The organism is Paenibacillus sp. FSL H8-0079 (assembly GCF_037991315.1).
Classification (GTDB): domain Bacteria; phylum Bacillota; class Bacilli; order Paenibacillales; family Paenibacillaceae; genus Paenibacillus.
On sequence record NZ_CP150300.1, the window covers coordinates 5,488,222 to 5,513,341 of the forward strand.

Here is a 25,120-nt window from a genome sequence, read left to right on the forward strand (position 1 = left end):
TCATTATGACGTCTCGGCTCTTCTTTTATGCTATCTATTCATACCACTCTTTTCCAAGACAAACTTTATCTGATATTCAGAATTTCTTTAGAAAATCCCTCTCAAGTTCTTCAGAGTTTATCTCTACTATGGATACATTGATAAATCCGTATAGGAGTTGAGCATTTGAAGATTTCCAGTCCGTCATCTACCAAATCAGCTTGGCTTCCCCTGCTTTGGCTTGCAGCCGTTCCAATCTTAAATATCTTCTACGGTGTACTAAATCGCCCTGGGGATCATGTCTATAGTCTTGCAACATCACTGGACTCCATGATCCCTTTTGTCCCGGCCTTTATCATTCCTTATGTATTATGGTACCCGTTCATTACAGGTGCATTAATAGTACTTGCTTTTAAGGACAAGCGAACCTATTTTCAAACGCTCATTGCACTTTGCAGCGGTCTGGTGATCTCATACATCTTCTTCGCTCTGTTTCAGACAGCGATTGAGCGCCCGAACATCCAGGGTGAGAAAGGCATTCTCTTCACCATGGTTGATTACATCTACCGTAACGATCAACCCTATAACTGTTTTCCGAGCATTCATGTGCTAACCAGTTATCTGATCCTTAGAGGAACACGTGTATTTGGAGGAGCGATATGGGCGATAACTTCTACCCTCTCCATTCTTATTATGATGTCTACCGTATTGGTGAAACAACATGTCGTTGTAGATATTGCCGGTGGTATCTTTGTTGGAGAGCTTTGTTTCCGCTTAACTGGAACAACCCTCCACGCTCTCTCATCCCGTGTTAAATCGATTCGATTGGAGTGAGATGAACATTGACAGATTCCCCCTCGTTTTATCGCAAACATAGTATTCGTTTCCATATCCTTACCAGTTCTGGTTTGAGTTTTCTGATAGCCTTGCTCATGACCTTCATATGCATGCTGCCACTTGCCGCAGTTCATCATCTAGCCAAGTTGCATCTATTGCAATTGCATCTGGCGTACCTTGTTCTTATCCTATTTACTATGTTTTTTGTGATATCTTTTTGCATTCTGACTCATCGCATCGTTAGGGAAATTGCCACTTTGGACCACGCCATACGCATCATCTCGGGAGGAGACTTGAGCTATCGAGTGCCACCTCTGCAACATGTTGAATTAAGAACATTTTCGTCTCAACTTCATTCCATGGTGGATCAATTACAAGAACAGATAATCGAGGAACATGAGTGCGATACCGCCAAAAGGGAATGGATCGAAGGCATATCGAATGAACTTTATCCCCCCCCTCGAAGGGATCATTCAAAATGTGGAGTTGTTAAAAACCAACTCAGTTACGAACCCGGAAGAATATAGACGGATTGTACAAGAAACATATACAGATGCCTTTCAATTACGAAAGTTAATAAATAATCTAATCCAGCATGCCCGACTCTCCTCCCATGATACCCAGTTGAATTTAGAAGAAACGGACGTCTGAATAGTTCTACCTTTTCAAGTCTTGCCAGTACGTTGGCAAGGCTTTTTTCTCTTTAACGTAGTTGTGTGGCTTTGCTTATGTATTCTTTAGATTTTCTTCAGAAATATGCTCATTAATTCCTTAGTTTTTTTCATTATGATTTCATTATCGACAAGAGAGGAGGCAAAACAATGATCAGTAATACGATCTTAGAGCTACTTCATCAGTATGGATATCTGATTTTTTATTTTGCCTTCTCATTAGGGCCTTTCGGGATTCCGATTCCAAATGAGATCACGATTATCAGCAGCGGTGCCATATTGAGTCACACAGGAGTTATCAATTCATGGATCACATACTTTTGTATTTTATCAGGACTATTAACAGCCATTACCTTTGCTTATTTTGCAGGGAAGTTATTTGGACCCAAGATAAAACACAGATTTCAACATCATAAACACTTCGTTAAGGCTGAACTGATTCTGAATAAGAGTGGCAATTGGGCGATGTGCATCGGTTTGTTCATTCCAATCGTGCGATATGTTCTCCCTTTGGTCATTGGGCTGAGCGGCGTGCAGTATAGAAAATTTGCTCTCATCTCCTATTCCAGTGCTTTGCTATGGACCATAACGTATTTTACAGCGGGAATCTACTTCGGCGGTCCCCTTCTTTCTACGCTTCAATTATTACATTTCTAACTGGTTTTGATAACATACCATCACATATACGGAGGAACCCTCATGAATTCCAATGAACCTGTTTTATTTTTGAAAAGCTTTTTGCAAAGTCCTAAACATGTTGGCAGTATCTTACCCAGTTCCCGGTTTCTCGCCAGCAAAATGGTGAAGCAAGTCTCTTGGCTAGAGGCAAAAGCAGTCGCCGAGCTTGGATCAGGTACAGGTCCGATCACTCGTTATATTCATCAACAGGTACAGGATTCCACCAAAGTCCTATTGTTTGAGATGAACGAAACGATGAGAAATAATCTGCAGACCGCATACCCGGAATTCTCCTGTTATCCAGATGCTGCTCGATTAGTGGAATCCATGAATCAAGAGGGCGTTCAGCAACTGGATTACATTTTTAGCGGATTACCCTTCTTCAACTTTGAGCCTGAATTAAGAAATACGTTGGTGGATCAGATCTATAAGGCACTCAAACCTGGAGGATTATTCATCGCCTTTCAATATTCTCTTCAAATGAAAAAAACATTATCCGAGCACTTTATCATCGAAAAAATAGAATTAGTGCCTTTGAATATCCCACCTGCGTTCGTTTATGTCTGTCGCAAAAAGGAAACAATTTAAACATTCCGGACTATCGTTTACACTGATGTTATCCTAATTTTTAAGGAGTGTTGAATTATGAATACCGTTCTCGTTGTTGATGATGAACCCGATATCCGTGATGTTATTCATGTCTATTTACGTAATGAAGGATATCATGTCATAGAAGCAGCCAATGGTGAAGAAGCGCTAAATATGATCAAAACAACATCGGTCCAACTCGTGATATTGGATGTTATGATGCCCGTTATGGACGGAATCAAAGCCTGCTTCAAAATAAGAGAAGTATCAACGACTCCCATTATTATGCTGTCCGCCAAAGAAGAGGATATTGATAAAATTACAGGCCTGACTACCGGGGCTGACGATTACATGGTCAAACCGTTTAATCCGTTAGAATTACTGGCTCGCGTTAAGGCTCAGCTGCGGCGTCAAACACTGATCGGGAAACCAGAATTCAATTCACTTATTTTGATCAAGGACCTTGTCATTGATACAAGTAAACATTCCGTGAAGCTCAAAGAAAATGACATTTCGCTTACGCCATTAGAGTTTTCCATTATGGTGCTGCTTGCCAGCCATCCAGGACAAGTATTTAGCTCCGAGAAGATTTACGAAACCGTGTGGAAAGAACCTTATGGATATTCGGATAATACAGTGATGGTCCATATTCGTAATCTGCGAGAAAAGCTGGAATTGAATCCAAGAGAACCTCAGTATATTAAAACGGTATGGGGAGTGGGTTATAAAATTGATTAATCGATTACCACAGTTTAAAAAAAAGATACAGATTAACATCCTATATCGAATGTTGATCAGTTTATTGATTTCGTTTGTTGGCTCTGTGGGTGTAAATAATATGTTGATCATAGGTGCCGCAAAAATTAGTGAAAAATATCATTGGCCTTCGCTCCTCCACATCTTTCCTTATGTTCTAACACCCGTCTTCATCGTAATTTTCACGTTAATTTTTTTATTTTCCACACGAAAAATTGTGAGAGATCTCATTACATTAGAACAAGGGCTCCAAATCATATCCGAAGGAAATCTGAATTACAGGGTGTCCATTAATCGACAAGATGAACTTGGACGAGTCGCTTCCAACATTAATCACATGACAGAACAGTTAAAGCAACAGATTGCTAAAGAACGTGAATTGGAGAAATCCAAGATGGACATGATCACTGGCATCTCACATGACCTACGTACACCGCTTACCAGCATAATTGGCTATATTGAGCTTCTCAAATCAGAATCATTTCAAGACAAAGCAGAGTATGACCGCTTCATTCAAAATACCTATAACAAAGCAACGCATTTGAAGAAGTTACTCGATGATTTATTTGAATATACGCGTCTTAACGCAGTGAACACCCAGTTGGATTTGAAAAATGTTGACATCTGTCAGCTATTGGACCAATTGTTGTTTGAATTCGAACCTTTAGCTCAGGAGCATAGGATTCGTATTGAAAAAAAACTCGGCAATACTCCAATCATGGTTTCCCTGGATAGCGATAAGATTGCACGAGCCATTGACAATCTTCTCATGAATGCACTGAAGTATTCCTTTAAACCGGGCACGATTTATGTTCGAATGAGTGTGCAGCATGATCACGTTACCATTGAAGTAGAGAACAAAGGCATACCACTAACCAGAGAGCAAAAAAACAGACTATTTGATCGCTTCTATAAGGTGGATTATTCGAGGAATAGCGAAGGTATTCAATCAGGATCTGGTCTGGGTCTTTCTATTGCAAGGAACATTGCGGAGTTACATCAGGGGACTTTAACACTAGAACATACGCGCAACGTATTTATATTCCAACTAAGCTTACCTTCTAACATCCAGTGAAACATTAATAGCATTGATAAGGGAGGATACCGCGATGAAAACATTCGAACCGCTTCTTTTCCTACAAGGATTTCTCAAGAACCCCAAACGCGTAGGCAGTGTCCTCCCCAGCTCCAAATTTCTAGCCCATAAAATCGTCCAGTCTGTACGATGGGATGAGATCAGAACCATTGCAGAACTGGGACCAGGAACAGGAGCCATCACTCGGCTCATGAGAGCACAATTACCGAAATCTGCAACCGTGTTTTTATTTGAAAGAGACCCCAAAATGAGAAGTAATCTGAAGAAAACATATCCTGAATTCATGTTCCATTCGAATGCATCCTATCTATTGAAAAGGATCCATCAAGAACATGTGCATCAGTTGGATAGTATCATTTGTGGACTGCCCTTTTTTAATTTTTCCAGAGAAATGAGACACAACATCCTGTCACAGATCCATACAGCGCTCCGACCTGGAGGCACGTTAGTTTTATACCAGTACTCACTTCATATGAAGAAACGATTAGCTGAATTGTTTGAGATTGAGAAGATTCAATTCGTGCCCTTCAGCTTCCCGCCTGTTTTTGTGTATGTTTGTCGTAAAAGACAAGATGAAGGACACAGTGAAACAAGCGAATTGGAGACGATCTAATTTATCCTCACCATATTAACCGCATTAATTTATGTATATCATGTTTTGTTACATTCTCATTTTATGGTTGCCAGCCAATGAAATGCCTCATCTATGTCATGGAATTCTTGAGTTGGATTGGATATGTCCATTCCTGAGAGCATTCGGTTTGCACTTGATTTAGCTATCGCTTTATGGGGAACAATCAGTGCTGAATACGTAATTCCGGCCTCCATTGATCTCAGATACCATTCTTGTGCAACCCATTCTTGGTCATCTGGCGAAATAACGGCCAAGTGACGGCTATCGTATAACGCCTTATTTGTGCGTTTTTGCACCGCTAACTCCAACACTTTATTAAGCGGTATACGATATTGTTCACCTTTCGCAAAGCTCTTCCATTGCAAAACAACTACCTTATTTTCCTCATTCCATGTAACGGTTGCTTGAGAGGAATCATAAAAAATCATTTCGACCAGCTCCTTCTTAATGTTTAATGTCCTGTCTTATCCTGTGAAGATCTAATCATGCGAGTCATCATCTTACGCGGTAACAAGCGCGGCATAAATGCAATGAATCGATTTCGAGCTCCAGGCATAATTAACGTCTTGCCACGTAAGAAGCCTTGATACCCTTCTTCGGCCACCTGTCCAGCTTCCATAATCGGGCCCTGTAACATCTTCGAGACACCCATACCCGAACGATCAACAAATCCAGTGGAGGTTAGACCTGGGCACAGTGCCGTCACCGTAACACCCGTTCCGCTTACTTCATTCTCCAAAGCCTCGGTGAACGAAAGCACGTATGCCTTGGTCGCATAATACACTGACATCATCGGTCCAGGGAAAAAGCCTACCAATGAAGCCACATTCATCACGCCGCCGTGCCCACGTTGGATCATCCCCGGCAAGAACAGTTTTGTCATGACGGTTAAAGCCGTTATATTCACGTCAATCATATTGACCTCTTGTTCCATATCCGTTTCCATAAACGTCCCGAACAGACCGAAGCCTGCATTATTGACAAGATAGTCAACAACAATGCCCTTTTCCTTCAGCTCATTATAAATCTCCTGTGGTACCCCAGGCGCCGCTACATCTTTGGCAATAACCGTCGCCTGAATACCATACTTTTTCTGATACTCCTGAGCTAGATCCTGTATCTTACCCTCGCTTCGTGCTACCAGCACAATATGATGTCCACCTTTGGCAAACCGATCTGCTAACTCTTTACCGATCCCACCCGATACCCCTGTGATTAGAGCTGTCTTTCTCATGTTGTTACCTGCCTCCCTTTTCTATAAAATATGTTTCATCTGGAATATCAATATTTGAACGAACGTTCTATAATAGTGAAAAAAATAGACTACCTCCGTATGAGCTCCATGGATAGCATCGCTATACGAAGAAGTTTTTCCTTGGTCATCGAAGTCTTGGCCATCACCCTTAACCCAACGCCTACATTATGCAGATATTCCGCCAATACCTCGACGTTATACTTCATGGTGAATTCACCTTCTTGCTGTCCCCACACCATAATGTCCTTGATTAGATTCTCGGTATTTGCAAACATCTCCGTCGATCGGTTGTTCATGTCTTCATCCCGTGCCGCCAATTCAACCGTCGAATTGACAATGAAGCAGCCTGATACTGGAGATTCCTCTCCATGAATTAAAGAAGAAAATATAAACTGAAGTGCTTCAGTTGCCGTTTTAGAACGCTTTACGCCTGCTGCAAGGGCGGAGCTGATTTTGTGATCATACAGATCTACTGACTTTAGAAACAAGGTATGTTTGTCGCCAAATGTGTCATACAAGCTTTTACGATGAATTCCCATATGATTGACTAGATCTGTCATCGACGTCTTCTCATAGCCTTGTTCCCAAAAAAGTCTCATCGCTTTATCCAGTACAACAGACTCATCGAACTCTTTGTTTCTCGCCATTAGCTTCCCTCCTGTTCAGAAAACAAACATTGAATAACATGCTCTCGTTGGGCCTTTAAAAGGTAAGAATGACTTTACCCTGGGAGTGACCCGTGGACACTTTAATCAATGCCTTTTCAATTTCATCAAACGTATAGGTTGAATCGATCGAGGGTTTGATATCTTCTTTTTCTATGAGAGCTGTGATTTTTTGCAATTGACTCCCGCTGGAGTGCACGAATATAAAGCGATATTCATTTTGATTCTTACGCGCTAAAGAATCCAGGCGTGCACCTACAAGGCCAAACAATGCTTTTTTCCACATTGGAAAATGGCTGTCCGCTGCAAACCGATAATTGGGTCCCGCTTTCAAAGAAACTAATTTCCCCTGTGGTTTCAAAATGCTTAGTTCAGCTTTGATTTCATCCGCACCCAAGGTGTCAATCACATAATCGATATCGGACAGGATATCAGCATAATGTTCGGTTTTATAATCAATAAATTGATCTGCTCCGATCGACAGTGTACGTGATCTGCCTCTTTCGCTCCCACTTGTAATCACCGTTAGCCCCATGGACTTGGCAATCGGGATAGCCATCGCACCGAAACCACCGGTTCCCCCAGGAATAAACAGCTTTTTATTCGGTTTGGCTTGGAGTACATCATGCAATGCTTGATACGCGGTCAAGGCAGTAAGGGGTACTGCAGCAGCTTCGATAAAAGAAAGATTTTCAGGCATAATGGATAAAGCATCCTCATGTACAGCTGCATATTCAGCAAAAGCACCAATTTTATTTAGAGGCAACCTGGCATAGACTGAATCCCCCACTTTAAATTTCAAAACATCATCACCGACGGCTTCAATGACACCAGATAGTTCATTCCCTAAAGTTAAAGGTAACGTATAGTCCGCAATCATCCGAACACTGCCATTCATATTTAAGATATCCAGCGGATTTACACCCGCAGCTTTTACTCTGACAAGAACCTCATGGCTCTGAATCTGAGGTGTCTCAATATCATTGATTTCCACATGGATTTCTTTGGAGTATTTCCGTATTTGGACTGCTCTCATCATTTATCCTCTCCTTTGCTTATAGACTATATAAGTTGAACTAAAGATTATTTACACTGACACTACGATGACAGAACAACCTTCCAATCGCTGTTATCCCCAGATTTTTTGATTCCCTTTCTAAAGGGAAAATCAGGTGATAAAGGCGAACACTTCGCTTTTTCAGGTTTTTTCTGTCCTCTTCGTTATCGTGTAAATGTTTAGTTAAACTTATGTAGGAACATGGCGCGCAATGTTGGTTGTACGCCATGTTCCCCTCTTGGTGCTAGTGTTGCCCCTCTTGTGACTTTAATTCTTCCAACGTAGGATAGTCCGTGTAGCCTTTACTTCCCAATCCAAAGAATGTTGTCGGGTCTGCTTCATTCAGTGGCGCACCTTGTTGAAGTCGTTCCACCAAATCCGGATTGGCTAAAGACCATACACCCACTGGTACCAGATCAGCGAGACCACGATCTAGATCTACACTGAGATCCTCCAAAGTTCTTCCAGCCCGATTGACCAACAATGGATTTTGCCAGATCGAACGAATGTCTTGCAGCAGATTCTCATCTCCAAGATGCATAACATGAAGGTAAACCAAATCCAATTGAGCCAATTCTTTTACAAGGTAGCGATAGAGTTCAGAACCTTGTTCACCATCTTGAATCCCACCCAGCGGTGTCCCTGGCGAAATACGGAAGCCTGTCCGTTCTGCCCCTATTTCCTCGACGATAGCTTTCGTTACTTCAATCGCAAAGCGAGCACGATTTTCTATAGAACCGCCATACTCATCTGTCCGTGTATTTGAATTCTCTCCGAGGAATTGATTAATCAAATAGCCATTGGCTCCATGAATTTCGACGCCATCTGCCCCTGCTTCGATCGCTGCAGCTGCTGCTTTTCGGAAATCGGCGATGGTGGTTTGAATATCCTCCTGACTCAATTCCCGTGGAACGGGGATATCCTGCATCCCTGTGGCCGTGAACATTTCTACACCCGGTGCGATTGCAGATGGAGCAACCGGTTGACGATGATGCGGGGTATTGTCCGGATGTGACATGCGCCCAGCATGCATTAGTTGGATGTATACATATCCACCAGCTTCATGCACCGCATCCGTTACCTTTTTCCATCCTTCAATATGCTTGTCCGTGTAGATGCCAGGTGACCACAGGTAACCTTGTCCATCATCAGAAGGTTGTGCACCTTCCGTAATCAGGAGTCCCATGGTTGCACGCTGAGCATAATACAGTGCAGCCAACTCTCCAGGTGTACCATCTTCTTGCGCTCGACTACGTGTCATGGGTGCCATCGCTAGTCGATGGGGCAGTTCCATGTTGCCAATCTTCGTTTTACTCCATATCTTTTCCAATTGAACGCGCTCCTCTTCTTATTTGAAATGTTGTAGATGTATTCTCTGAAAATCTGCTGTATTAATTCAATTCTGAAATCACCGGGTAGATTGCGCCTGTCAGTTGGAACTCATAGTTCTGGTCTACAATTCCTACGACCACTTCATTGTGATCATACAGATTGATCATGAAGCCTGCCATTTCTTTAGCTGTGTGATATTTAGGCATATTCGCTTTGTAATCAAAAGCTTCAGCATCTAGTGATTTTTGCACGAATTCTGTTTCCGTGATCGCTGGTGCCAGAACCTTCGCTTTCAGTTTTGCACCTTTCAGTTCCAGTTCTTTCGCAAGACCTTCTGTGAAGGCACTAACATAGTATTTCGATGCAGAATAAGCAACACTGCCTACAGCAATGGCATATCCGAGTGCGGAGGAGACGTTAATCAACTGAGTACCTTCGACATCCGCATAATCTCGCACATACAGTGTAGATAGAATGGTCAAAGATTCGATGTTAACACGCAGCATGGTCTCCACTTTATCCAAATTCTGATCAGCAATGAACGAACCCTCTCCCAGACCTGCATTATTGATCCAAGTCTCGATTTCATACTCCTTCAAATCGTTATACAGTGCGTATGCCTCTGCGGTAACAGACAGGTCACTTGTGTGAACGATAACATGTACTTTAGAGTCAATACCCTGAATGGTTGATTTAAGCTCTTCCAGCTTATCCAATCTTCTAGCTACCAAAATCAAGTTTTTGCCCCGTGCTGCAAATGCCAATGCCGTTTCATATCCAATTCCTGAACTTGCTCCTGTAATTACGGTGTATTTCATCTTATTCTCTCCCTCATATTCTTTAGATTAGTGTAGTTTTTTAGAACGATCATTCTTTAATGTGTAAAAAAAGAGTTAGATCTAACTTGCTGTTAGCATACCATTTCTAGAACGAACAGTAAAGAATTATTTTTAACCTTGTATTCTTCGTTTGTTTGCTTGTAACCAATCCGGCGTCCAGCCCTTTTCCAATGCATCCAGAGTCACACCAGGCGGAACGATCGCATCGATTGCATCCAAGATATCGGTGCTTAAACGGATATCACTGCCTTTTAACGTTTCACGCAGTTGTTCAATGGTTCTTGCCCCGACGATTGCAGACGTAATCGATGAATGAGCTTGTGTAAATGCCATCGCAAGATGCGGCAACGTTAATCCTGCTTCATTTGCAAGGGACTGGAGCTTGGCAACAGCTTCAAACTTGGTACGGTTTTCTTCTCGATTCGGGTCCACAACCATAGAAAGTTTCCCTAGAGATCCCGCTCCTCTTGAATCTGCGGCAGCCGCTTCCCCCGAGCGATATTTTCCTGTTAGTAAGCCACCTGAAAGTGGACTCCAAACCATGACGCCCATTCCATATTTTTGAGTTGCAGCAAGTAAGTCGAACTCGATACTCCGATTCAAAATGGAATATGGAGCTTGTTCCGATACAAAACGTGCCGTATGTTTACGTTCGCTAGTCCATTGTGCTTCGGTTACCTGCCATGCTTGAAAATTGGACGTACCAATATAACGAATCTTCCCTTCTCGAACCAGATCCGTAAGTGCATCAAGACTCTCTTCGATATCGGTATGAAGATCTGGTTGATGTAACTGATACAGGTCAATATAGTCCGTCTGCAGTCTTCTCAAGCTATCCTCCACTGCACGCTTAATCCAATACTTTGAGTTACCGGATTGATTAAGCCCACTTCCCATGGGCATTCCGCCTTTTGTGGCGAGAACAACATCCTCTCTACGTCCCTTTAAGAGGTTACCCAGAATTTCTTCGGATTGACCACTGGAGTATACGTCCGCTGTATCGATCAGGTTAATGCCTCCAACCAAAGCCTCATCCAACATAACTGCAGCTTCTTTCTCCGTGTTGTTCCCCCAAAAACCAAACGTGCCTGTACCTAATACAAAACTGCTTACTTTAAGGCCAGTATTTCCTAATACACGATATTCCATGTTCCATTCATCCCTTCTTCATTTGATATCTTAAGAATGTTCATTCTAATTTACTTGCAAAAATCCGCTATATTCTTTTGAACAGAGCGCCGCAATCAATTCAATAGTTGCATAATCCCTTTCGGAAAGGTCTCTTCTGCCTGTGTTCTGCGCTTATATAGAGCGTACCACGCCTCTGCAACCTGATCCGGATCAAATTCTGTCCCCTTCTTAATGAGCGGACTGATGGATAGATGCCCAACAAACACGCCACGCGGAAGCAACCGTTCGTGTAAATTCAGGATATAGTTCCTCAAACCCGACATCGCGATACCTGAGTTTCCGAACATAGCGCTTGGACTCATGGCTGACAGATCACTTGTGAACAGGATGGCCCCTTCGCCACGCTCCATCATATCCGGAATCACTTGTCTGGCTGTATTAATCGCTCCAATCACGACATTGTTGAATATTTGAAGAACACTCTCATCCGTCGTTTCCAGAACTGATGTCACCGGCACGCTTCCACTATGAGGGCTAAACTCCACGACATCGATTGTACCGAATGTATTCTTAATTTCTTGAAACGCCCTGGTCAATTGCATTTTGTTCGTAATATCTGCGGCGAATCCCTGAGCTTCAATTCCCATTTCGTTCAGCTGTTCCGCATATTGATCCAGCTTCTCCTGTGTTCTGGACACTAAAGCAATACGAAAACCTTGCCTCCCGAACGTTTTGGCTAATGAGTAACCCAGACCGGGTCCGGCACCAATGATGGCAATAGTTTTCAACACCAAACCTCCTCTTTTATGGAAATCAAAGTCATGATTAAAACATTTGGTTACCATGGAACTTGAGTGTCCACGTAATAGAACACACCTGTTATAAGCGCGATTTTACTAGATATTGATGTATCCCTTCCGTAGGAAGGATGATTTTAGAATGAACGTTCTAAAACAACCATACAAATACACTAGCTATATCTTCCGCCAAGTCCCATAATTCTCGACTTCTTATCCGTGTATTTCTCTTACGCCAACAATATAACATATCTAGAACGATTGGTAAAGAAAGTTTTATACCCATCTCTATTTGATCAGTCTTCCACATATTCTGACTGACCAAACAGATTCCCTCGTTCATTAGTCCGATCTGGACTTGATTCGTATCCCAAAAAAAAGCCACCTCAGAAAGATGATCTTTGAAAAAAGTCATTAGAAGAATATGATGTTTAGCAAAGAAATGGGGTGAATAAGGCATACTCCATAAATACCGTGACTTTGCTTTCTCTACAGACCGAAATGCCCACATGTTTAAGATCCATGCCCTACTCCACCCAGTGTGTCCTCCTCCATGTTGCAACCTTCTATCCAATGTGACTCGGGCTGCTTTAGCCAAATCTGGGATTGTTTCCAACGTAATTTGTGTTCCAGGATGGAGTGCAAATAAATAGTATAAATACCCAGGATTCAGCTCATTATAGTCGATACTCCACTTCTGAATCTGACCATGTTTCCCAAACTCCTGATCCTCTTGCAATATACGCGTACTTTCAATGCATAGCATAAAAAGCTCCCTGATAATCTTGCTGTCCATTGAAGAACCGTAATCGAACCGTTTTTTTTCAAATATAACCATTAAATACAGACGAAAAACGTCAAATACTGTTAATTGAATCAAAACACACGTAACCTTGAACAGACTAAAAAAAGATTCATTTTATTGGTATCAGAGAGTTATTCAAAGTAACGGAAAAGAATTTTCTGTTACTTTGAAGTTGGGAGGAGTATAACTACACCTAGATTTCAGAGAGTCCAAAATTCGATTTAGTCTTTTACACTTCTTTAACGTTGACACTTTGAATGTGGTCTTCATTCTGCTCGAAAAAGCGCTGTTTATGAAGCTCTGGCATCTCCTTCTCCCTTAACCCAAGCTGCATAATCATAAGATTCAGTGTTACTTTACTCAAATTAAGTTGTCTTGCAATTTCTCTGCGAGGAAATATCCCATATTGCTTTCTAATGTGGTCTTCATATCCTTCAGGTATTAATACTTCAATTGTCTTTTTTTGTTTAGATATTTTCTCAGTGATATCCTCAATTTCATACGTGTCCAAGAGAACTTCACACTCTTCCTTTACATTGTCCGATCGCTGAATAGCTAAACGCTGAACCAGATCATTGACTATATCCTCTACCTCGAACGTGCTAATCCCTAGTTTGCGAGCAATTTCCTTTCGAGTGCTACGATTACGGATTTTTTCGATTACTGTGGCCTCTTTCCTTGTAAGAATCATATATACCCTGCTTTCAGATGATTTGAATTGCAAACCGTAAAATATAATCAAAATGGCAAGTGGCACAAAATTAATGTTTTTTTATCTCTTTATAGGATCTCAATGATGTCTCTGAAAAGGATACTGGCAGGACCGTCTTTACTACTTACTTCAATTGATTTTATATCTAACCTGCAATTTTTAATTCTGCCATGTAACTGTTGAAATTCATCATCACTAAAATAAGTTATTGTGATATAACTTTGTTCGTAAAATGCTTCTTGAATTAGAAATGCAAGCTCGTTACTGCGTTCTGGCGTAAGAACAGGTCTTTCCTGCTTTCCATGACTCTCTTTCCATTGCAACAGACGTTCACGATGTTCTGAAAGTAAAAGAGAAGTCCATTTTTTATTTCCCCGGTCATACGGCAAAGGATACTCTCTACTCATAATGGCCACCTATTTTCTTAGCACGATCTTGAAGGGTACCAGCCTTGGTAAGTGATGTTGCTCGGAAGATTCCTGTGGTTCCGAATTTGGCTACTATTTTGTCTAAAGCTGATTCAAGAGCCCGTTGTTTCTCATCCTCTTCCCAACTAAATAAATCCAACTGGATTTCTGATTCATGAATGACATTCGTTACTGACATGGAAATTTGTCGAATTGGTGCCGGTATCTCATTCTTAGAATTCATAGTCATACAGGCTTCGAATAAATGAATGGATAAATTGGTCGCGGATGCTAAAGTGATCGATTGAGAAAAGCGCCGACCATTATAATCATTCGTATAACGCATTGACAAATTCACTGTAAAAGCTGCCATATGATAAGAGCGAAGCCGAGCAGCAAGTAAATCAGATAATTCGTGAATAACTACTTTTGTGTCTTCCCACGAGTAATCAGTCATGAAGGTAATCCCATTGGAAAACCCTTTACGAGCCTCCATTATTGGATCAACAAAAACAGGACTAAAATCTAATCCGTTTGCATGATAATAGAATTGTTCTCCCATGGCTGGACCAAACTCTTGTCGCAGCACATGTAGCGGTTTTCGGGCTAATTGACCCAGTGTATAGATTCCCATTGCATTGAGTCTTCTCGCATATCGACCTCCAATGCCCCAAACGTCCCTCACTGAATGTGGCCACAGAAGTGCTTCAATTTGATCATAACTACATTCAGCATAACCACTTTTTTTACCAATTAAGTCCATCGTTATCTTAGCAACAACTTTATTTTGCCCCCAACCTATACTTACAGGAATTCCAAATACTTTGTATATATCATGCTTAATCTTCATGGCGACCTGTTTATGCGAGCCATGCATATGTTCAGTACCATCTATTGTAATCAGCCACTCATCAATAGAATAAGCATGTATAGCTTCTGATGGTGCATATTTATATAAAATATCCATGATACCCATAGACACATCTACATATCTTCCCATACGGGATTGAGCCAATATGATATCTTCACGGTTAGGAATCTGGAAAAGCCTGCTACCCGTTTTGATATTGTGTTGGAGTTTTAATTCGGGTGATGCTGCGAGCACTACACTACCGCGTTTCGACAAATCGCTGACTACAGCAAGTTTGGTCTTCAATGGATCCAAAGACCGGTCAGATAGCTCAACTGAAGCGTAGAAACTTTTTGCGTCAATGGCCAGAACACTATGATTGGGCCACTTTTGTCTTGGTGGTAACATTTTCTCCACTCCTTCCAACAAGAACATTTGTTCCTGTATAATACCACGAAAAATACTATCTGACACGCGGAAAAGGAGATTATTAACCTAAAGACACATTTTCAATACAATGTTTATTGCTCTTCGTACTGAATAGTAAAACACAAGTAAACTTACAATCACTCTCGACACTGCACTAACTAGTCAAGGTAACTGCCGCAATCATAGTTATTGTGCTGTCTTTTTAATTTCACAATAATAGACCCATCGATTTGATGGATTTCCTCAGTAATTTTGTATTTTTTTTTCTTCCTTTGTAAAGTTGATTTGAAATCTTCTAATTCTGCTCGAACAGCCCGTAGTGCAACCTCACCCTCAGCATCCTCTTTTAAACGAAAATGTATGGTTTGTTCAATACACGCATAAAGTACACGTTTCATGTGCTTCTTTACCACCTTGTCTTTAAATTCTCTTAGTGTACTGCAACTTAGTGATACCTAAATTCAGCATAAATACGTTAAGCAAATCAATTTTGATCATTACAATAATAGTTATTTGTTCTTTGATCTTGACTTAATAGTACGCTTCAGAATTTCAGAAACTTCTTCACTCGATAAATTGAGAACATGCATCAATTCGTCTTTCAGTAAGTTACTTGCTACTTCAAGTAACTGTTTGTCCTGGAAACCTAATCTAAGATCATATTGAGATGCACAGACTAAATCTCGAATCACCTCAATTATGTTAAGGACTTCTCCTGATTTTAGCTTTCGGTCCAACGATTTCTTTCTTTCAGAGGCTAGAAGAGGTAATTTATTGTATTTTTTAAAGAAATGTTTCTTTGATTGCTCTAAAGTTTCTCGACTTGTCAGTGCCCTTATTCCCTTCTGTTCAGCCGAGTCCACAGGTATGAAAATCTCCATTTTTAGTTCATGAAAATAGACTTTGAGGTAATCCTTTTGTTTATCTTCACATGGACGCGTTACTTTTTCTTTTAAGAGCCCTACCCCATGAAATGGATAAAAAACCATTTCTCCTGTCTTGACTCCATTCATGTTTTACCCCCATAAGATCCCTAGAATTTGCTATAATAAATTAAATTCTTTAAATACCAAACTCTCAGACCTCAAGAAAGTCCTGAAGTCGTTCTTCACGAAAATATTCGCTTATTTTTTTTAATGCTTTAATTTCAATTTGGTAAATACGTTGACGCGAAACACCATACACCTCACCTATTTCTTGAAAACTATGCACTTCTCCGTCATCAAATCCGTAGCGAAAACGAATTATACCTTCTTCCCGCTCGCTCAAAGTATGAAGAACATTGTTTATCCTTTCCTCTAGAAATTTTTGTTCTACAAGTTTAACGGTACTTTTTTCGTTAGTACATTCAAGCAAATCTCCGAGTTTTGTATCTTTGTCTACCCCAACCTCTAAGTCTAGAGACAAAACTAGTTTTTCAGCCAGTTTTTTTATTTCAATTATCTTGTTCATTGGCATATTCATTTTGTGTACCATCTCTTCAAGAGTAGGATCACGACCAAATTCTGAAAAAAAGACTTGGTAAATTTTTTGCCATCTTCTCAATAATTCAAAAATGTGAGTTGGAAATCTAATAATTCGTCCTTTTTCTACGATAGCCTGTTCTATTGCTCGGCGGATCCACCAAGTCGCATAGGTACTGAATTTGAAACCCTTCTGAAAATCGAATTTTTCTACTGCTCTTATTAGACCTAGGTTTCCCTCTTGAATGAGATCAAGAAGAGGCAAGTCATTCCATTTATACTTGCTTGCAATATTGACAACTAAACGCAAATTCGCCTCTATGAATTTCAGCTTAGCTTTTTCATTGCCTTGTTTGACTTGGCTTGCCAAAATTGTTTCATCCTCTTTAGAAAGAAGCGGTACTTTTCCTATGTTGTCTAAATAAAATTGTAGAGAATCCTTCATCGAACTTTCTTTCCGTAATTGTCGGACATGGGTGTCTTTATTATCTTCATACATTGCAATTGATTCATTAAAATATTCTTTATTCATATGGTCCCTTTACTCTCATAATGTTACTCATTGCAGATGTTCATTTAGATACATCAAAACCAAAAAAAATCAATTATTATAGCGCATGTTTTAAGAACTAATCGATGTTTTAGTTATCTTTAATCACGAAATCAAGAAGTTACAAGAAGTTTCAACGAATACCATCTTTTGTCCCACTCAGACTTAATCATTATTCAATTTGGCCCTATCATCCCTAGCATCCAATAATGGATCGTGTTTGTCCTGTACTGAATTTTTCTCATTATCACCTACAGAAGCGTGCTCCCATTTTCGAATTTCATCTTCTAATGTTTTTGCTTCATCGGGATGATCCATAAAATATTTCTTTGCTGAATCTCTCCCTTGTCCAAGTCTCAATTCTCCCTGAAAAAACCAAGAACCAGATTTCTGAATCAATCCACGTTCAATTCCTATATCGATAAGTTCTCCCATCCTTGAGATACCCTCACCATACATGATGTCAAACTCAGTCATCCGAAATGGTGGAGCTAATTTGTTTTTCACAACTTTGACACGTACATGATTTCCTACAATTTCAGATCCATTTTTTATGGATTCTATTCGACGAATATCAAGGCGTATAGAGGAAAAAAATTTTAATGCTCGCCCTCCTGAAGTTACTTCCGGACTACCAAACATTACACCAATTTTTTCTCTAAGTTGATTTATAAAAATGATAATACTTTGTGTTTTTGAGATTGTTCCTGTCAGCTTTCTTAATGCTTGACTCATTAAACGCGCTTGGAGTCCCATATGGACATCTCCCATTTCCCCTTCAATTTCTGCACGAGGAACGAGCGCTGCCACAGAATCTACAACAATCACATCAACAGAGCCAGATCTTACTAATGCTTCTGTGATCTCTAGAGCCTGCTCTCCGGTGTCAGGCTGGGAAATAAGCATTGAATCAACATCAACACCTAATGCTCTTGCATAGGTTGGATCCAATGCATGTTCTGCGTCTATATATGCTCCCGTTCCACCTACTTTTTGAATCTCTGCAACGACATGGAGAGCAAGAGTAGTTTTACCTGACGACTCTGGGCCATATATTTCAATCACTCTACCTTTTGGTACACCACCTATTCCCAATGCCAGATCAAGACCAATAGAACCTGTTGAAATTGTTTCTGTTACTCTATTAGTTGAATGTTCACCTAAGCGCATGATAGATCCTTTTCCGAAAGTTCGCTCAATCTCCGCCAATGCCTTTTCTAACATTTTTTGTTTTTCAATCTTTGATGTCGATGGTAATTCAGTGTTCATAGTTGAACCCTCCTTAAGTTATCTTCAAAAGTTGAATAAGTTAGTTAAAGCATTTTTTCCTTTTTTAGTATAAAGATATAAAGTCAAATATCTCACAAAACTTATCTGTATACTTGGTTTTTTTGTTGATGATTTTTTTTTACATCGCGACATTCTTACCTGAAGAAATACCGGCAAGCATTAGTAATCAATTCATAAATTAATTATATCACATGCATGTCAAGAGATTAGGGCCCGTGATTTATGTCTATTATGTGAATTATGGTCCGCTAATCTCTTCTTATTAGATTAGCGACTAGCTATCAACTTCTTCGATTTCTCATTAATTTTTCGTGTTAATTAATAAAATTCGCATCTTTATACAGAACTAAAAGGTCATTTTGGTTTTTGGAAACGTAAACGCCTTACCTAATCTCCATGCGGCAGTGATTAAACTCACGTCTTTCTTTTTAGTGCCTTTCTCTTTAATGCCGCAGCTTTACGAGTTGTTGCTTTACTAGCCATTTCGTCCGCCATTTGTCGTTCCTCTTCCTCTTCTTGAAGCTGATGTTGCCGTTGTTTTTCAGCTTCAATTTTCTTTTGATTTTGATAATATTGGTTAATCACATATTCTTGAACGTTATGATCTTCCATCCATAAATACTGTACAAAAGCATCTGGAAAAACGAATACTTTTAGACCTATCGGATCTGAAAAATGAATGCCGATTCGATTGTCTGTTTTGTTTACGATAAATCCTTCACCGAAACGAATATGCGTTACTTTTTGGCTAATCAGTTCCATAGCTTTCAAGACTCCTCCAACACTTTTTTTAAAAATCTCCCAGTGTGGCTTGTTTCGCATCTGGAAACTTCCTCTGGTGAACCGACGCAAACAAGCTCCCCTCCGTTTATCCCACCTTCTGGTCCCAAATCAATGATGTAATCAGCGTTTTTGATCACTTCCATACTGTGCTCGATGACGATCACGGTGTTCCCACTATCGACCAGTTCATGCATGATATTTATCAATTGATTGACATCATCTACATGCAAGCCTGTGGTGGGTTCGTCCATCACATATAGGGTTTTCCCAGTAGCTGGCTTTAAAAGTTCTGCAGCAAGCTTTACGCGCTGAGCTTCTCCTCCAGACAATGTTGTGGATGCTTGTCCCAGTTGGACATAACCCAGCCCCACTTTGCAAATTGCTTCAATTCTTTTACGAATTTTCGGCATGTTTTCGAAGAACGTTACAGCTTCTTCAGCGGTCATCGCCAACACATCCGCAATATTTTTTCCCTTGTAATTGATCTCCAAAGTTTCACGGTTAAATCGTTTCCCTTTGCACACCTCACAAGGAACAAATACATCAGGAAGAAAATGCATTCGAATTTTCATTACACCATCTCCAGCACAAGCTTCACATCGCCCCCCCTTTACATTAAAAGAGAATCTTCTCGCTTCGTACCCACGTACTTTTGCTTCACTTGTAAGTGCATAATGGGAACGGATAAGGTCAAACAAACCTGTGTATGTCGCAGGATTAGATCGGGGCGAACGCCCAATTGGGCTTTGATCAATGTGGATTACTTTGTTGAGAAATTCAGCACCTACAATTTCTTTATGTTTTCCAGGCCTTGTCTGAGCTCGGTTAAGTTGAGCAGCTAATTTCTTATACAAGATCTCATTGATCAAACTAGATTTTCCTGAGCCCGAGACACCTGTAACACAGGTTAGTGTCCCTAAAGGAATGTGGACATCAATACCTTTCAAACTATTTTCGGTCGCACCAATTATCCCTAATGTATTCCCATTTCCGGAACGTCTATTTTCAGGCACACGGATTCTTTTTTTACCCGATAGATATTGACCAGTTAAAGAATTTGGCTCATTCATGATCATTTTCAGTGTGCCCTGCGCCACAAGTTCTCCGCCGTGTTTTCCTGCTCCAGGACCAATGTCTACAATCCAGTCTGCCTGACGAATTGTTTCTTCATCATGTTCCACAATAAGGAGCGAATTCCCCTGATCTCGCAAATCACGTAGTGCCGCTAACAAGAGGGAATGGTCACGTTGATGTAATCCAATGGAAGGTTCATCTAGGACGTAAAGCACACCGGCCAAACCTGAGCCAATTTGTGAAGCCAATCGAATCCGCTGACTCTCCCCACCAGAAAGTGTGCTTGAAACACGAGAGAGTGTTAAATAAGTCAAGCCTACTTTTTTCATAAAAAGAAGCCGAGTAATTATTTCGTCAGTTATAGGCTTTGCAATGGTGCTTTTGGCTCCTCTTAACTCTAGATTATTTATTGCATCAATAGCATCATTAATGGATAACTTGCAAAATTCAGCAATGTTCATTCCTCCAACCGTGACAGCAAGAGGCTGCGCGGACAAGCGATCTCCTTGGCAATCCGGGCAAGATAGAGTAGTAAGCTCGCCATAGGTTTCAAACTGCGAATTCTTTAAGTGTTCATAATCCTCAGGTTTGAGTTGAATTCCTAGCCCATGACATGTTTGGCAAGCCCCTAGTTGATGATTAAAGGAAAATAACCGCGGGGATAATTCATTAAGTGACGTTCCACATTTTGAACAGCTGTAGCTTTGAGAGAAGCTTGTTTCTTGCATATTCTCATACTCATAAATTGTGACAATATCTCCTGAAAGAGAGAGAGCCAATTCAATGGAGTCTGCCAAGCGTTGAGCATCCTCATCTCTGACAGTTAGCCTATCAACAACGATGTCGATGGTATGCTTCTGACCCTTGTCGATTTCTATCTCATCCGACAAGGTATAATGTCTTCCGTTGACACGAACACGTGCGAATCCCTCCTTTCGTGCTTGATCAAATACTTCACGGTGCTCTCCTTTTTGTCCACGGATGATTGGCGCCAGTACAGCAAATTTTGCTCCTTGTGGTAACTGAAAAATGTGCTCGACAATCTCGTCAACAGATTGTCGGCCTATTTCTATTTTACAATTCGGACAATGCGGTGTACCTGCTCTTGCCCAGAGAAGACGCAGATAATCATAGATTTCTGTCATAGTCCCTACAGTTGATCGTGGATTTCGTGAGGTTGTTTTCTGTTCAATAGCCACAGCTGGGGAAAGTCCCTCTATGGAATCTACGTCTGGAGTAGTATTTTGCCCTAAAAATTGCCGTGCATAGGCCGACAATGACTCCACGTATCTCTTTTGACCCTCAGCATACAGTGTATCAAATGCCAAGCTAGATTTTCCCGAGCCACTCACTCCTGTGAAAACAACCATCTGATCACGAGGCACATCAACGTTGATATTTTTTAAATTATTCTCTCTTGCACCTCTGACATAAATATAATTTTGCACTGTTGAACCTCCCTTTTAAAGACACAATAGATTGCTCTAAACTAACTGTTATTTCTTGAGCTTAGTACACGAATTATTAGTAATAGGATATGAGAATGTAATTAAACAGATATGCAAGCCTTCTGATTCAGTGTTTTTGTGAACAAATATGGCTTTTGGCTATAATGCCTACGGTGATTTTGCTAGTCTCTTTTGTAAATTTCAACTTTCATTTCTAAGTTAGCCACTTCTCTTTGAAATCTAGAAATAAAATTTTCAGTATAATTAAGCCCGCTTTGTTCAGTAGCACATAAGTGTGCCTTAACTCTAAAGTGCCACTGCCTTGTAAGATATATGTCGATTTCACGTTGTTATACGTAACAAACAAGTTGGACGATAACAATGTAATATCGACATTTCACCTTTTACCAACTTATGTTCTGATGGAATTTGTGAATAAATACTAATCTTCCGTTTCAGATTGATTAGATCGGCATACAGTGGCCACGGAGTCATCATCGCGCGTGTTAATAAGCTTAACACCTTGAGTGGAGCGTCCCATCGTTGATATACTTTTCATACTCATTCGAATAAGCGTACCGCTAGAAGTTATAATCATCAAATCTTCTTCACTGCTGACCACTTTTAAACTAACTAACAGACCATTCTTTTCAGTGGTATTTATTGTTTTGATTCCTTTACCACCACGACTTTGAATGCGATATTCCTTTGTCGGGGTCCGTTTACCATATCCATTAGTAGATACAACGAGAACATCTTGATTAGGTTCCATAATATCCATGCCCACAACAATATCTTCTTTGTTTAGATCAATACCCTTGACCCCTACCGCTGTTCGTCCCATTGCGCGTACATTTTTTTCAGAGAAACGAATGGACATCCCCTTCGTAGTCCCCAATATTATTTCTTTTGTACCATCAGTGAGTTTTACATCTACAAGTGAGTCCTCGTCACGCAGATAGATAGCAATTAAACCAGACTTTCTAACATTCTTGTAATCAGCTAAAGAAGTTTTCTTTACTACGCCTTGTTTTGTCGCAAAAACAATAAAATCATTACTTTCAAAGTTCTCAACCTCAATAACTGCATTGATGACTTCACCTGGTTCAATTTGAAGGAGGTTAATGATTGCTGTTCCACGAGCTGTACGTCCGAGTTCAGGAATCTCATATGCTTTTAGTCGATAGACCTTTCCTTTATTTGTGAAAAATAACAAGTAGCTATGTGAATGTGTTATAAACAGATGCTCTACAAAATCATTACTTTTGGTATCCGTACCCACAACTCCTCTACCACCGCGTTTCTGCGAACGGTATGTTGAAACTGGTAAACGTTTAATGTATCCAGTGTGAGTAATCGTGACGATCACATCCTCACGAGGGATCAGATCTTCATCAAGAATATCTTCAGTATTTGATAAAATTTCAGTGCGTCTAGCATCAGAAAAACGATCTTTGATGCTTATCACTTCTTCTCGAATGATCTCTAGAATCAGCGAATCACTAGCCAAAATTTTACGATAATCTGATATTTTTGCTGAAATCTCATTGTACTCACTTTCAATTCTCTCCCGTTCTAAACCAGTTAGTCTCTGCAATCGTAAATCAAGAATGGCCTGTGACTGATCAAGACTTAGATTATAACGTTCAATCAAACTTTCTCTAGCAATATCACTTGAAGCAGATGATCTAATTAAATCTATTATTTCATCAATATGATCTAAACCAATTCGCATACCTATCAATATATGGGCTCTTGCCTCTGCCTTACGTAGTTCGTACTCAGTGCGACGTCGGATGACAACAATTTGATGTTGTAAATAATGATGTAAAATCTCTCGTAAGCTCAAAATTTTAGGTTCATTGTTTACAATTGCGAGCATATTGATGCCGAAATTAGTTTGTAACGATGTATTTTTCAACAAGTTGTTTAGTAGAACATTTGGATTAACACCACGTCGTATTTCAATGACTATCCTCATACCCATACGATCGGACTCATCACGTAGATCGGTGATACCATCAATTTTTTTATCTCGAACAAGTTCTGCAATCTTTTCTACAAGACGAGCTTTGTTTACTTGATAAGGTATTTCATGCACGACAATTCTTGACTTGTTTTCAATTTCTTCTATGGTTGTTTTGGCCCGCATCGTTATCGAGCCTCGACCAGTTTCATAAGCTTGCCGGATCCCGGAATACCCCATAATATAACCTGCTGTGGGGAAATCTGGTCCTGAAATGTAATTCATTAATTCTAGCGTAGTAATGCTCGGGTTATCTATCATGGCATTCAAAGCATCAATAACCTCTCCTAAATTATGGGGAGGTATATTTGTTGCCATTCCCACTGCAATACCACCCACACCATTAACAAGAAGATTAGGGTATCTTGCAGGCAACACAAGTGGTTCTTGCTCTTCACCATCGTAGTTAGGCTGAAAGTCTATTGTGTCTTTGTTGATATCACGTAGCATCTCTGTGGCAATTTTAGATAACCGAGCTTCCGTATAGCGCATCGCAGCAGCCCTATCTCCGTCTATAGAGCCAAAGTTACCATGCCCATCAACAAGCATGTAACGGAGGGAAAAGTCTTGAGCCATTCGCACCATTGTTTCATACACCGCGACATCCCCATGTGGATGGTACTTACCAATGACCTCTCCAACTATCCTTGCAGATTTCTTATATGGTTTATCAGAGGTTATACCAAGCTCAGACATTGCATACAGGATGCGGCGATGTACTGGTTTTAGTCCATCTCTCACATCAGGCAGAGCTCGACTTACAATGACGCTCATCGCATAGCCAATAAAAGATTCTCGCATTTCTGTGCTGATGTCACGCTCTACTATTTGTCCATCAGGTTTGTCCATATTCATGACCTCTTTTTCTTTTGAAACATTGTCAATTCTAAAGTGACTAAGATAGAGAAATAATTCATAGTAAACATACCAATTTACTTGGTATAAGAGAATAACAAGCTACATAGTGC

The 25,120-nt window shown here is 40.4% G+C and carries 25 protein-coding genes; 6 read left to right on the top strand and 19 right to left on the bottom strand.

The genetic code is table 11. The annotated features are described in order from the left end of the window. The first annotated feature begins 165 nt into the window (after positions 1-165). The 6 genes from MHI06_RS24540 (at position 166) to MHI06_RS24565 (ending at position 5,218) form a co-directional block, all read left to right on the top strand. Positions 166-813: a phosphatase PAP2 family protein gene (locus MHI06_RS24540; protein WP_340399402.1), complete on the top strand. Its 648-nt coding sequence runs from the start codon at positions 166-168 to the stop codon at positions 811-813. 824 nt (positions 814-1,637) lie between these two features. Continuing rightward, a complete protein-coding gene (locus tag MHI06_RS24545) occupies positions 1,638-2,144 on the top strand; it encodes a DedA family protein (protein WP_340399403.1) in 507 nt (168 codons plus the stop codon). A 42-nt stretch (positions 2,145-2,186) separates the two neighbouring features. Continuing rightward, entirely contained in the window at positions 2,187-2,753 is a 567-nt protein-coding gene (locus MHI06_RS24550) for a methyltransferase domain-containing protein (protein WP_340399404.1), read from the top strand. A 57-nt stretch (positions 2,754-2,810) separates the two neighbouring features. Further along, on the top strand, positions 2,811-3,491 hold the full coding sequence (locus tag MHI06_RS24555) for a response regulator transcription factor (protein ID WP_340399405.1): 681 nt from the start codon (positions 2,811-2,813) through the stop codon (positions 3,489-3,491). Between the two features lie 49 nt (positions 3,492-3,540). Further along, a complete protein-coding gene (locus MHI06_RS24560; protein ID WP_340402182.1) occupies positions 3,541-4,584 on the top strand; it encodes a HAMP domain-containing sensor histidine kinase in 1,044 nt (347 codons plus the stop codon). Positions 4,585-4,618: 34 nt separating this feature from the next. After that, positions 4,619-5,218 carry a methyltransferase domain-containing protein gene (locus tag MHI06_RS24565; protein ID WP_340399406.1) on the top strand — a complete coding sequence of 200 codons (600 nt, stop codon included), beginning with the start codon at positions 4,619-4,621 and terminating at the stop codon, positions 5,216-5,218. 56 nt (positions 5,219-5,274) lie between these two features. On the opposite strand, the gene MHI06_RS24570 is transcribed toward MHI06_RS24565, so the two are convergent. From MHI06_RS24570 to gyrA, 19 genes are all read right to left on the bottom strand, one after another. Further along, the gene (locus tag MHI06_RS24570) at positions 5,275-5,667 is read right to left on the bottom strand and encodes a hypothetical protein (RefSeq protein WP_340399407.1); all 393 of its coding nucleotides are present in this window, start codon (positions 5,665-5,667) and stop codon (positions 5,275-5,277) included. 23 nt (positions 5,668-5,690) lie between these two features. Then, on the bottom strand, positions 5,691-6,473 hold the full coding sequence (locus MHI06_RS24575) for an SDR family oxidoreductase (RefSeq protein ID WP_340399408.1): 783 nt from the start codon (positions 6,471-6,473) through the stop codon (positions 5,691-5,693). Between the two features lie 89 nt (positions 6,474-6,562). Then, a complete protein-coding gene (locus MHI06_RS24580) occupies positions 6,563-7,141 on the bottom strand; it encodes a TetR/AcrR family transcriptional regulator (protein WP_340399409.1) in 579 nt (192 codons plus the stop codon). 55 nt (positions 7,142-7,196) lie between these two features. Further along, positions 7,197-8,195 carry an NADP-dependent oxidoreductase gene (locus tag MHI06_RS24585; protein WP_340402183.1) on the bottom strand — a complete coding sequence of 333 codons (999 nt, stop codon included), beginning with the start codon at positions 8,193-8,195 and terminating at the stop codon, positions 7,197-7,199. Between the two features lie 265 nt (positions 8,196-8,460). Further along, the gene (locus tag MHI06_RS24590; RefSeq protein WP_340399410.1) at positions 8,461-9,546 is read right to left on the bottom strand and encodes an alkene reductase; all 1,086 of its coding nucleotides are present in this window, start codon (positions 9,544-9,546) and stop codon (positions 8,461-8,463) included. 61 nt (positions 9,547-9,607) lie between these two features. After that, positions 9,608-10,366, bottom strand: a complete 759-nt coding sequence (locus tag MHI06_RS24595; protein ID WP_340399411.1) for an SDR family NAD(P)-dependent oxidoreductase — start codon at positions 10,364-10,366, stop codon at positions 9,608-9,610. A gap of 132 nt (positions 10,367-10,498) precedes the next feature. Then, entirely contained in the window at positions 10,499-11,536 is a 1,038-nt protein-coding gene (locus tag MHI06_RS24600) for an aldo/keto reductase (protein ID WP_340399412.1), read from the bottom strand. A 95-nt stretch (positions 11,537-11,631) separates the two neighbouring features. Next, positions 11,632-12,309, bottom strand: a complete 678-nt coding sequence (locus MHI06_RS24605; RefSeq protein WP_340399413.1) for an SDR family NAD(P)-dependent oxidoreductase — start codon at positions 12,307-12,309, stop codon at positions 11,632-11,634. Positions 12,310-12,466: 157 nt separating this feature from the next. After that, complete coding sequence (locus MHI06_RS24610; protein WP_340399414.1) at positions 12,467-13,195, bottom strand: hypothetical protein; 729 nt, start codon at positions 13,193-13,195, stop codon at positions 12,467-12,469. A gap of 154 nt (positions 13,196-13,349) precedes the next feature. Then, positions 13,350-13,811, bottom strand: coding sequence for a hypothetical protein (locus MHI06_RS24615; protein WP_340399415.1), 462 nt, complete (start codon positions 13,809-13,811; stop codon positions 13,350-13,352). A gap of 89 nt (positions 13,812-13,900) precedes the next feature. Continuing rightward, entirely contained in the window at positions 13,901-14,239 is a 339-nt protein-coding gene (locus MHI06_RS24620) for a YolD-like family protein (RefSeq protein ID WP_340399416.1), read from the bottom strand. Further along, positions 14,232-15,497 carry a DNA polymerase V gene (locus tag MHI06_RS24625; protein ID WP_340399417.1) on the bottom strand — a complete coding sequence of 422 codons (1,266 nt, stop codon included), beginning with the start codon at positions 15,495-15,497 and terminating at the stop codon, positions 14,232-14,234. The genes MHI06_RS24620 and MHI06_RS24625 overlap by 8 nt, the downstream gene beginning before the upstream one ends. A 179-nt stretch (positions 15,498-15,676) precedes the next feature. Next, positions 15,677-15,916 carry a hypothetical protein gene (locus MHI06_RS24630; RefSeq protein ID WP_340399418.1) on the bottom strand — a complete coding sequence of 80 codons (240 nt, stop codon included), beginning with the start codon at positions 15,914-15,916 and terminating at the stop codon, positions 15,677-15,679. 111 nt (positions 15,917-16,027) lie between these two features. Then, positions 16,028-16,531 (bottom strand): CarD family transcriptional regulator, encoded by a 504-nt coding sequence (locus tag MHI06_RS24635; RefSeq protein WP_340399419.1) that lies wholly within the window; start codon positions 16,529-16,531, stop codon positions 16,028-16,030. Positions 16,532-16,595: 64 nt separating this feature from the next. Continuing rightward, positions 16,596-17,513: a sigma-70 family RNA polymerase sigma factor gene (locus MHI06_RS24640; protein ID WP_340399420.1), complete on the bottom strand. Its 918-nt coding sequence runs from the start codon at positions 17,511-17,513 to the stop codon at positions 16,596-16,598. A gap of 183 nt (positions 17,514-17,696) precedes the next feature. Beyond that, entirely contained in the window at positions 17,697-18,800 is a 1,104-nt protein-coding gene (gene recA / locus MHI06_RS24645; protein WP_340399421.1) for a recombinase RecA, read from the bottom strand. A 435-nt stretch (positions 18,801-19,235) separates the two neighbouring features. Further along, entirely contained in the window at positions 19,236-19,583 is a 348-nt protein-coding gene (locus tag MHI06_RS24650; RefSeq protein ID WP_340399422.1) for a hypothetical protein, read from the bottom strand. Positions 19,584-19,588: 5 nt separating this feature from the next. Beyond that, positions 19,589-22,126 carry an excinuclease ABC subunit UvrA gene (gene uvrA / locus MHI06_RS24655; protein ID WP_340399423.1) on the bottom strand — a complete coding sequence of 846 codons (2,538 nt, stop codon included), beginning with the start codon at positions 22,124-22,126 and terminating at the stop codon, positions 19,589-19,591. A gap of 442 nt (positions 22,127-22,568) precedes the next feature. Further along, positions 22,569-25,001 carry a DNA gyrase subunit A gene (gyrA, locus tag MHI06_RS24660; RefSeq protein WP_340399424.1) on the bottom strand — a complete coding sequence of 811 codons (2,433 nt, stop codon included), beginning with the start codon at positions 24,999-25,001 and terminating at the stop codon, positions 22,569-22,571. Positions 25,002-25,120: the final 119 nt, after the last annotated feature.

What these genes read in the sequence shown, in the direction of transcription:
- MHI06_RS24550 (WP_340399404.1), top strand. Translation starts at nt 2,187, where the DNA reads ATGAATTCCAATGAACCTGTTTTATTTTTGAAAAGCTTTTTGCAAAGT.
- MHI06_RS24545 (WP_340399403.1), top strand. Translation starts at nt 1,638, where the DNA reads ATGATCAGTAATACGATCTTAGAGCTACTTCATCAGTATGGATATCTG.
- gyrA (WP_340399424.1), bottom strand. Translation starts at nt 25,001, where the DNA reads ATGGACAAACCTGATGGACAAATAGTAGAGCGTGACATCAGCACAGAA.
- MHI06_RS24570 (WP_340399407.1), bottom strand. Translation starts at nt 5,667, where the DNA reads ATGATTTTTTATGATTCCTCTCAAGCAACCGTTACATGGAATGAGGAA.
- MHI06_RS24630 (WP_340399418.1), bottom strand. Translation starts at nt 15,916, where the DNA reads ATGAAACGTGTACTTTATGCGTGTATTGAACAAACCATACATTTTCGT.
- MHI06_RS24580 (WP_340399409.1), bottom strand. Translation starts at nt 7,141, where the DNA reads ATGGCGAGAAACAAAGAGTTCGATGAGTCTGTTGTACTGGATAAAGCG.
- MHI06_RS24555 (WP_340399405.1), top strand. Translation starts at nt 2,811, where the DNA reads ATGAATACCGTTCTCGTTGTTGATGATGAACCCGATATCCGTGATGTT.
- MHI06_RS24585 (WP_340402183.1), bottom strand. Translation starts at nt 8,195, where the DNA reads ATGAGAGCAGTCCAAATACGGAAATACTCCAAAGAAATCCATGTGGAA.
- MHI06_RS24565 (WP_340399406.1), top strand. Translation starts at nt 4,619, where the DNA reads ATGAAAACATTCGAACCGCTTCTTTTCCTACAAGGATTTCTCAAGAAC.
- MHI06_RS24650 (WP_340399422.1), bottom strand. Translation starts at nt 19,583, where the DNA reads ATGGAACTGATTAGCCAAAAAGTAACGCATATTCGTTTCGGTGAAGGA.
- MHI06_RS24575 (WP_340399408.1), bottom strand. Translation starts at nt 6,473, where the DNA reads ATGAGAAAGACAGCTCTAATCACAGGGGTATCGGGTGGGATCGGTAAA.
- recA (WP_340399421.1), bottom strand. Translation starts at nt 18,800, where the DNA reads ATGAACACTGAATTACCATCGACATCAAAGATTGAAAAACAAAAAATG.
- MHI06_RS24620 (WP_340399416.1), bottom strand. Translation starts at nt 14,239, where the DNA reads ATGAGTAGAGAGTATCCTTTGCCGTATGACCGGGGAAATAAAAAATGG.
- MHI06_RS24615 (WP_340399415.1), bottom strand. Translation starts at nt 13,811, where the DNA reads ATGATTCTTACAAGGAAAGAGGCCACAGTAATCGAAAAAATCCGTAAT.
- MHI06_RS24560 (WP_340402182.1), top strand. Translation starts at nt 3,541, where the DNA reads ATGTTGATCAGTTTATTGATTTCGTTTGTTGGCTCTGTGGGTGTAAAT.
- MHI06_RS24625 (WP_340399417.1), bottom strand. Translation starts at nt 15,497, where the DNA reads ATGTTACCACCAAGACAAAAGTGGCCCAATCATAGTGTTCTGGCCATT.
- MHI06_RS24600 (WP_340399412.1), bottom strand. Translation starts at nt 11,536, where the DNA reads ATGGAATATCGTGTATTAGGAAATACTGGCCTTAAAGTAAGCAGTTTT.
- MHI06_RS24595 (WP_340399411.1), bottom strand. Translation starts at nt 10,366, where the DNA reads ATGAAATACACCGTAATTACAGGAGCAAGTTCAGGAATTGGATATGAA.
- MHI06_RS24640 (WP_340399420.1), bottom strand. Translation starts at nt 17,513, where the DNA reads ATGAATAAAGAATATTTTAATGAATCAATTGCAATGTATGAAGATAAT.
- MHI06_RS24635 (WP_340399419.1), bottom strand. Translation starts at nt 16,531, where the DNA reads ATGAATGGAGTCAAGACAGGAGAAATGGTTTTTTATCCATTTCATGGG.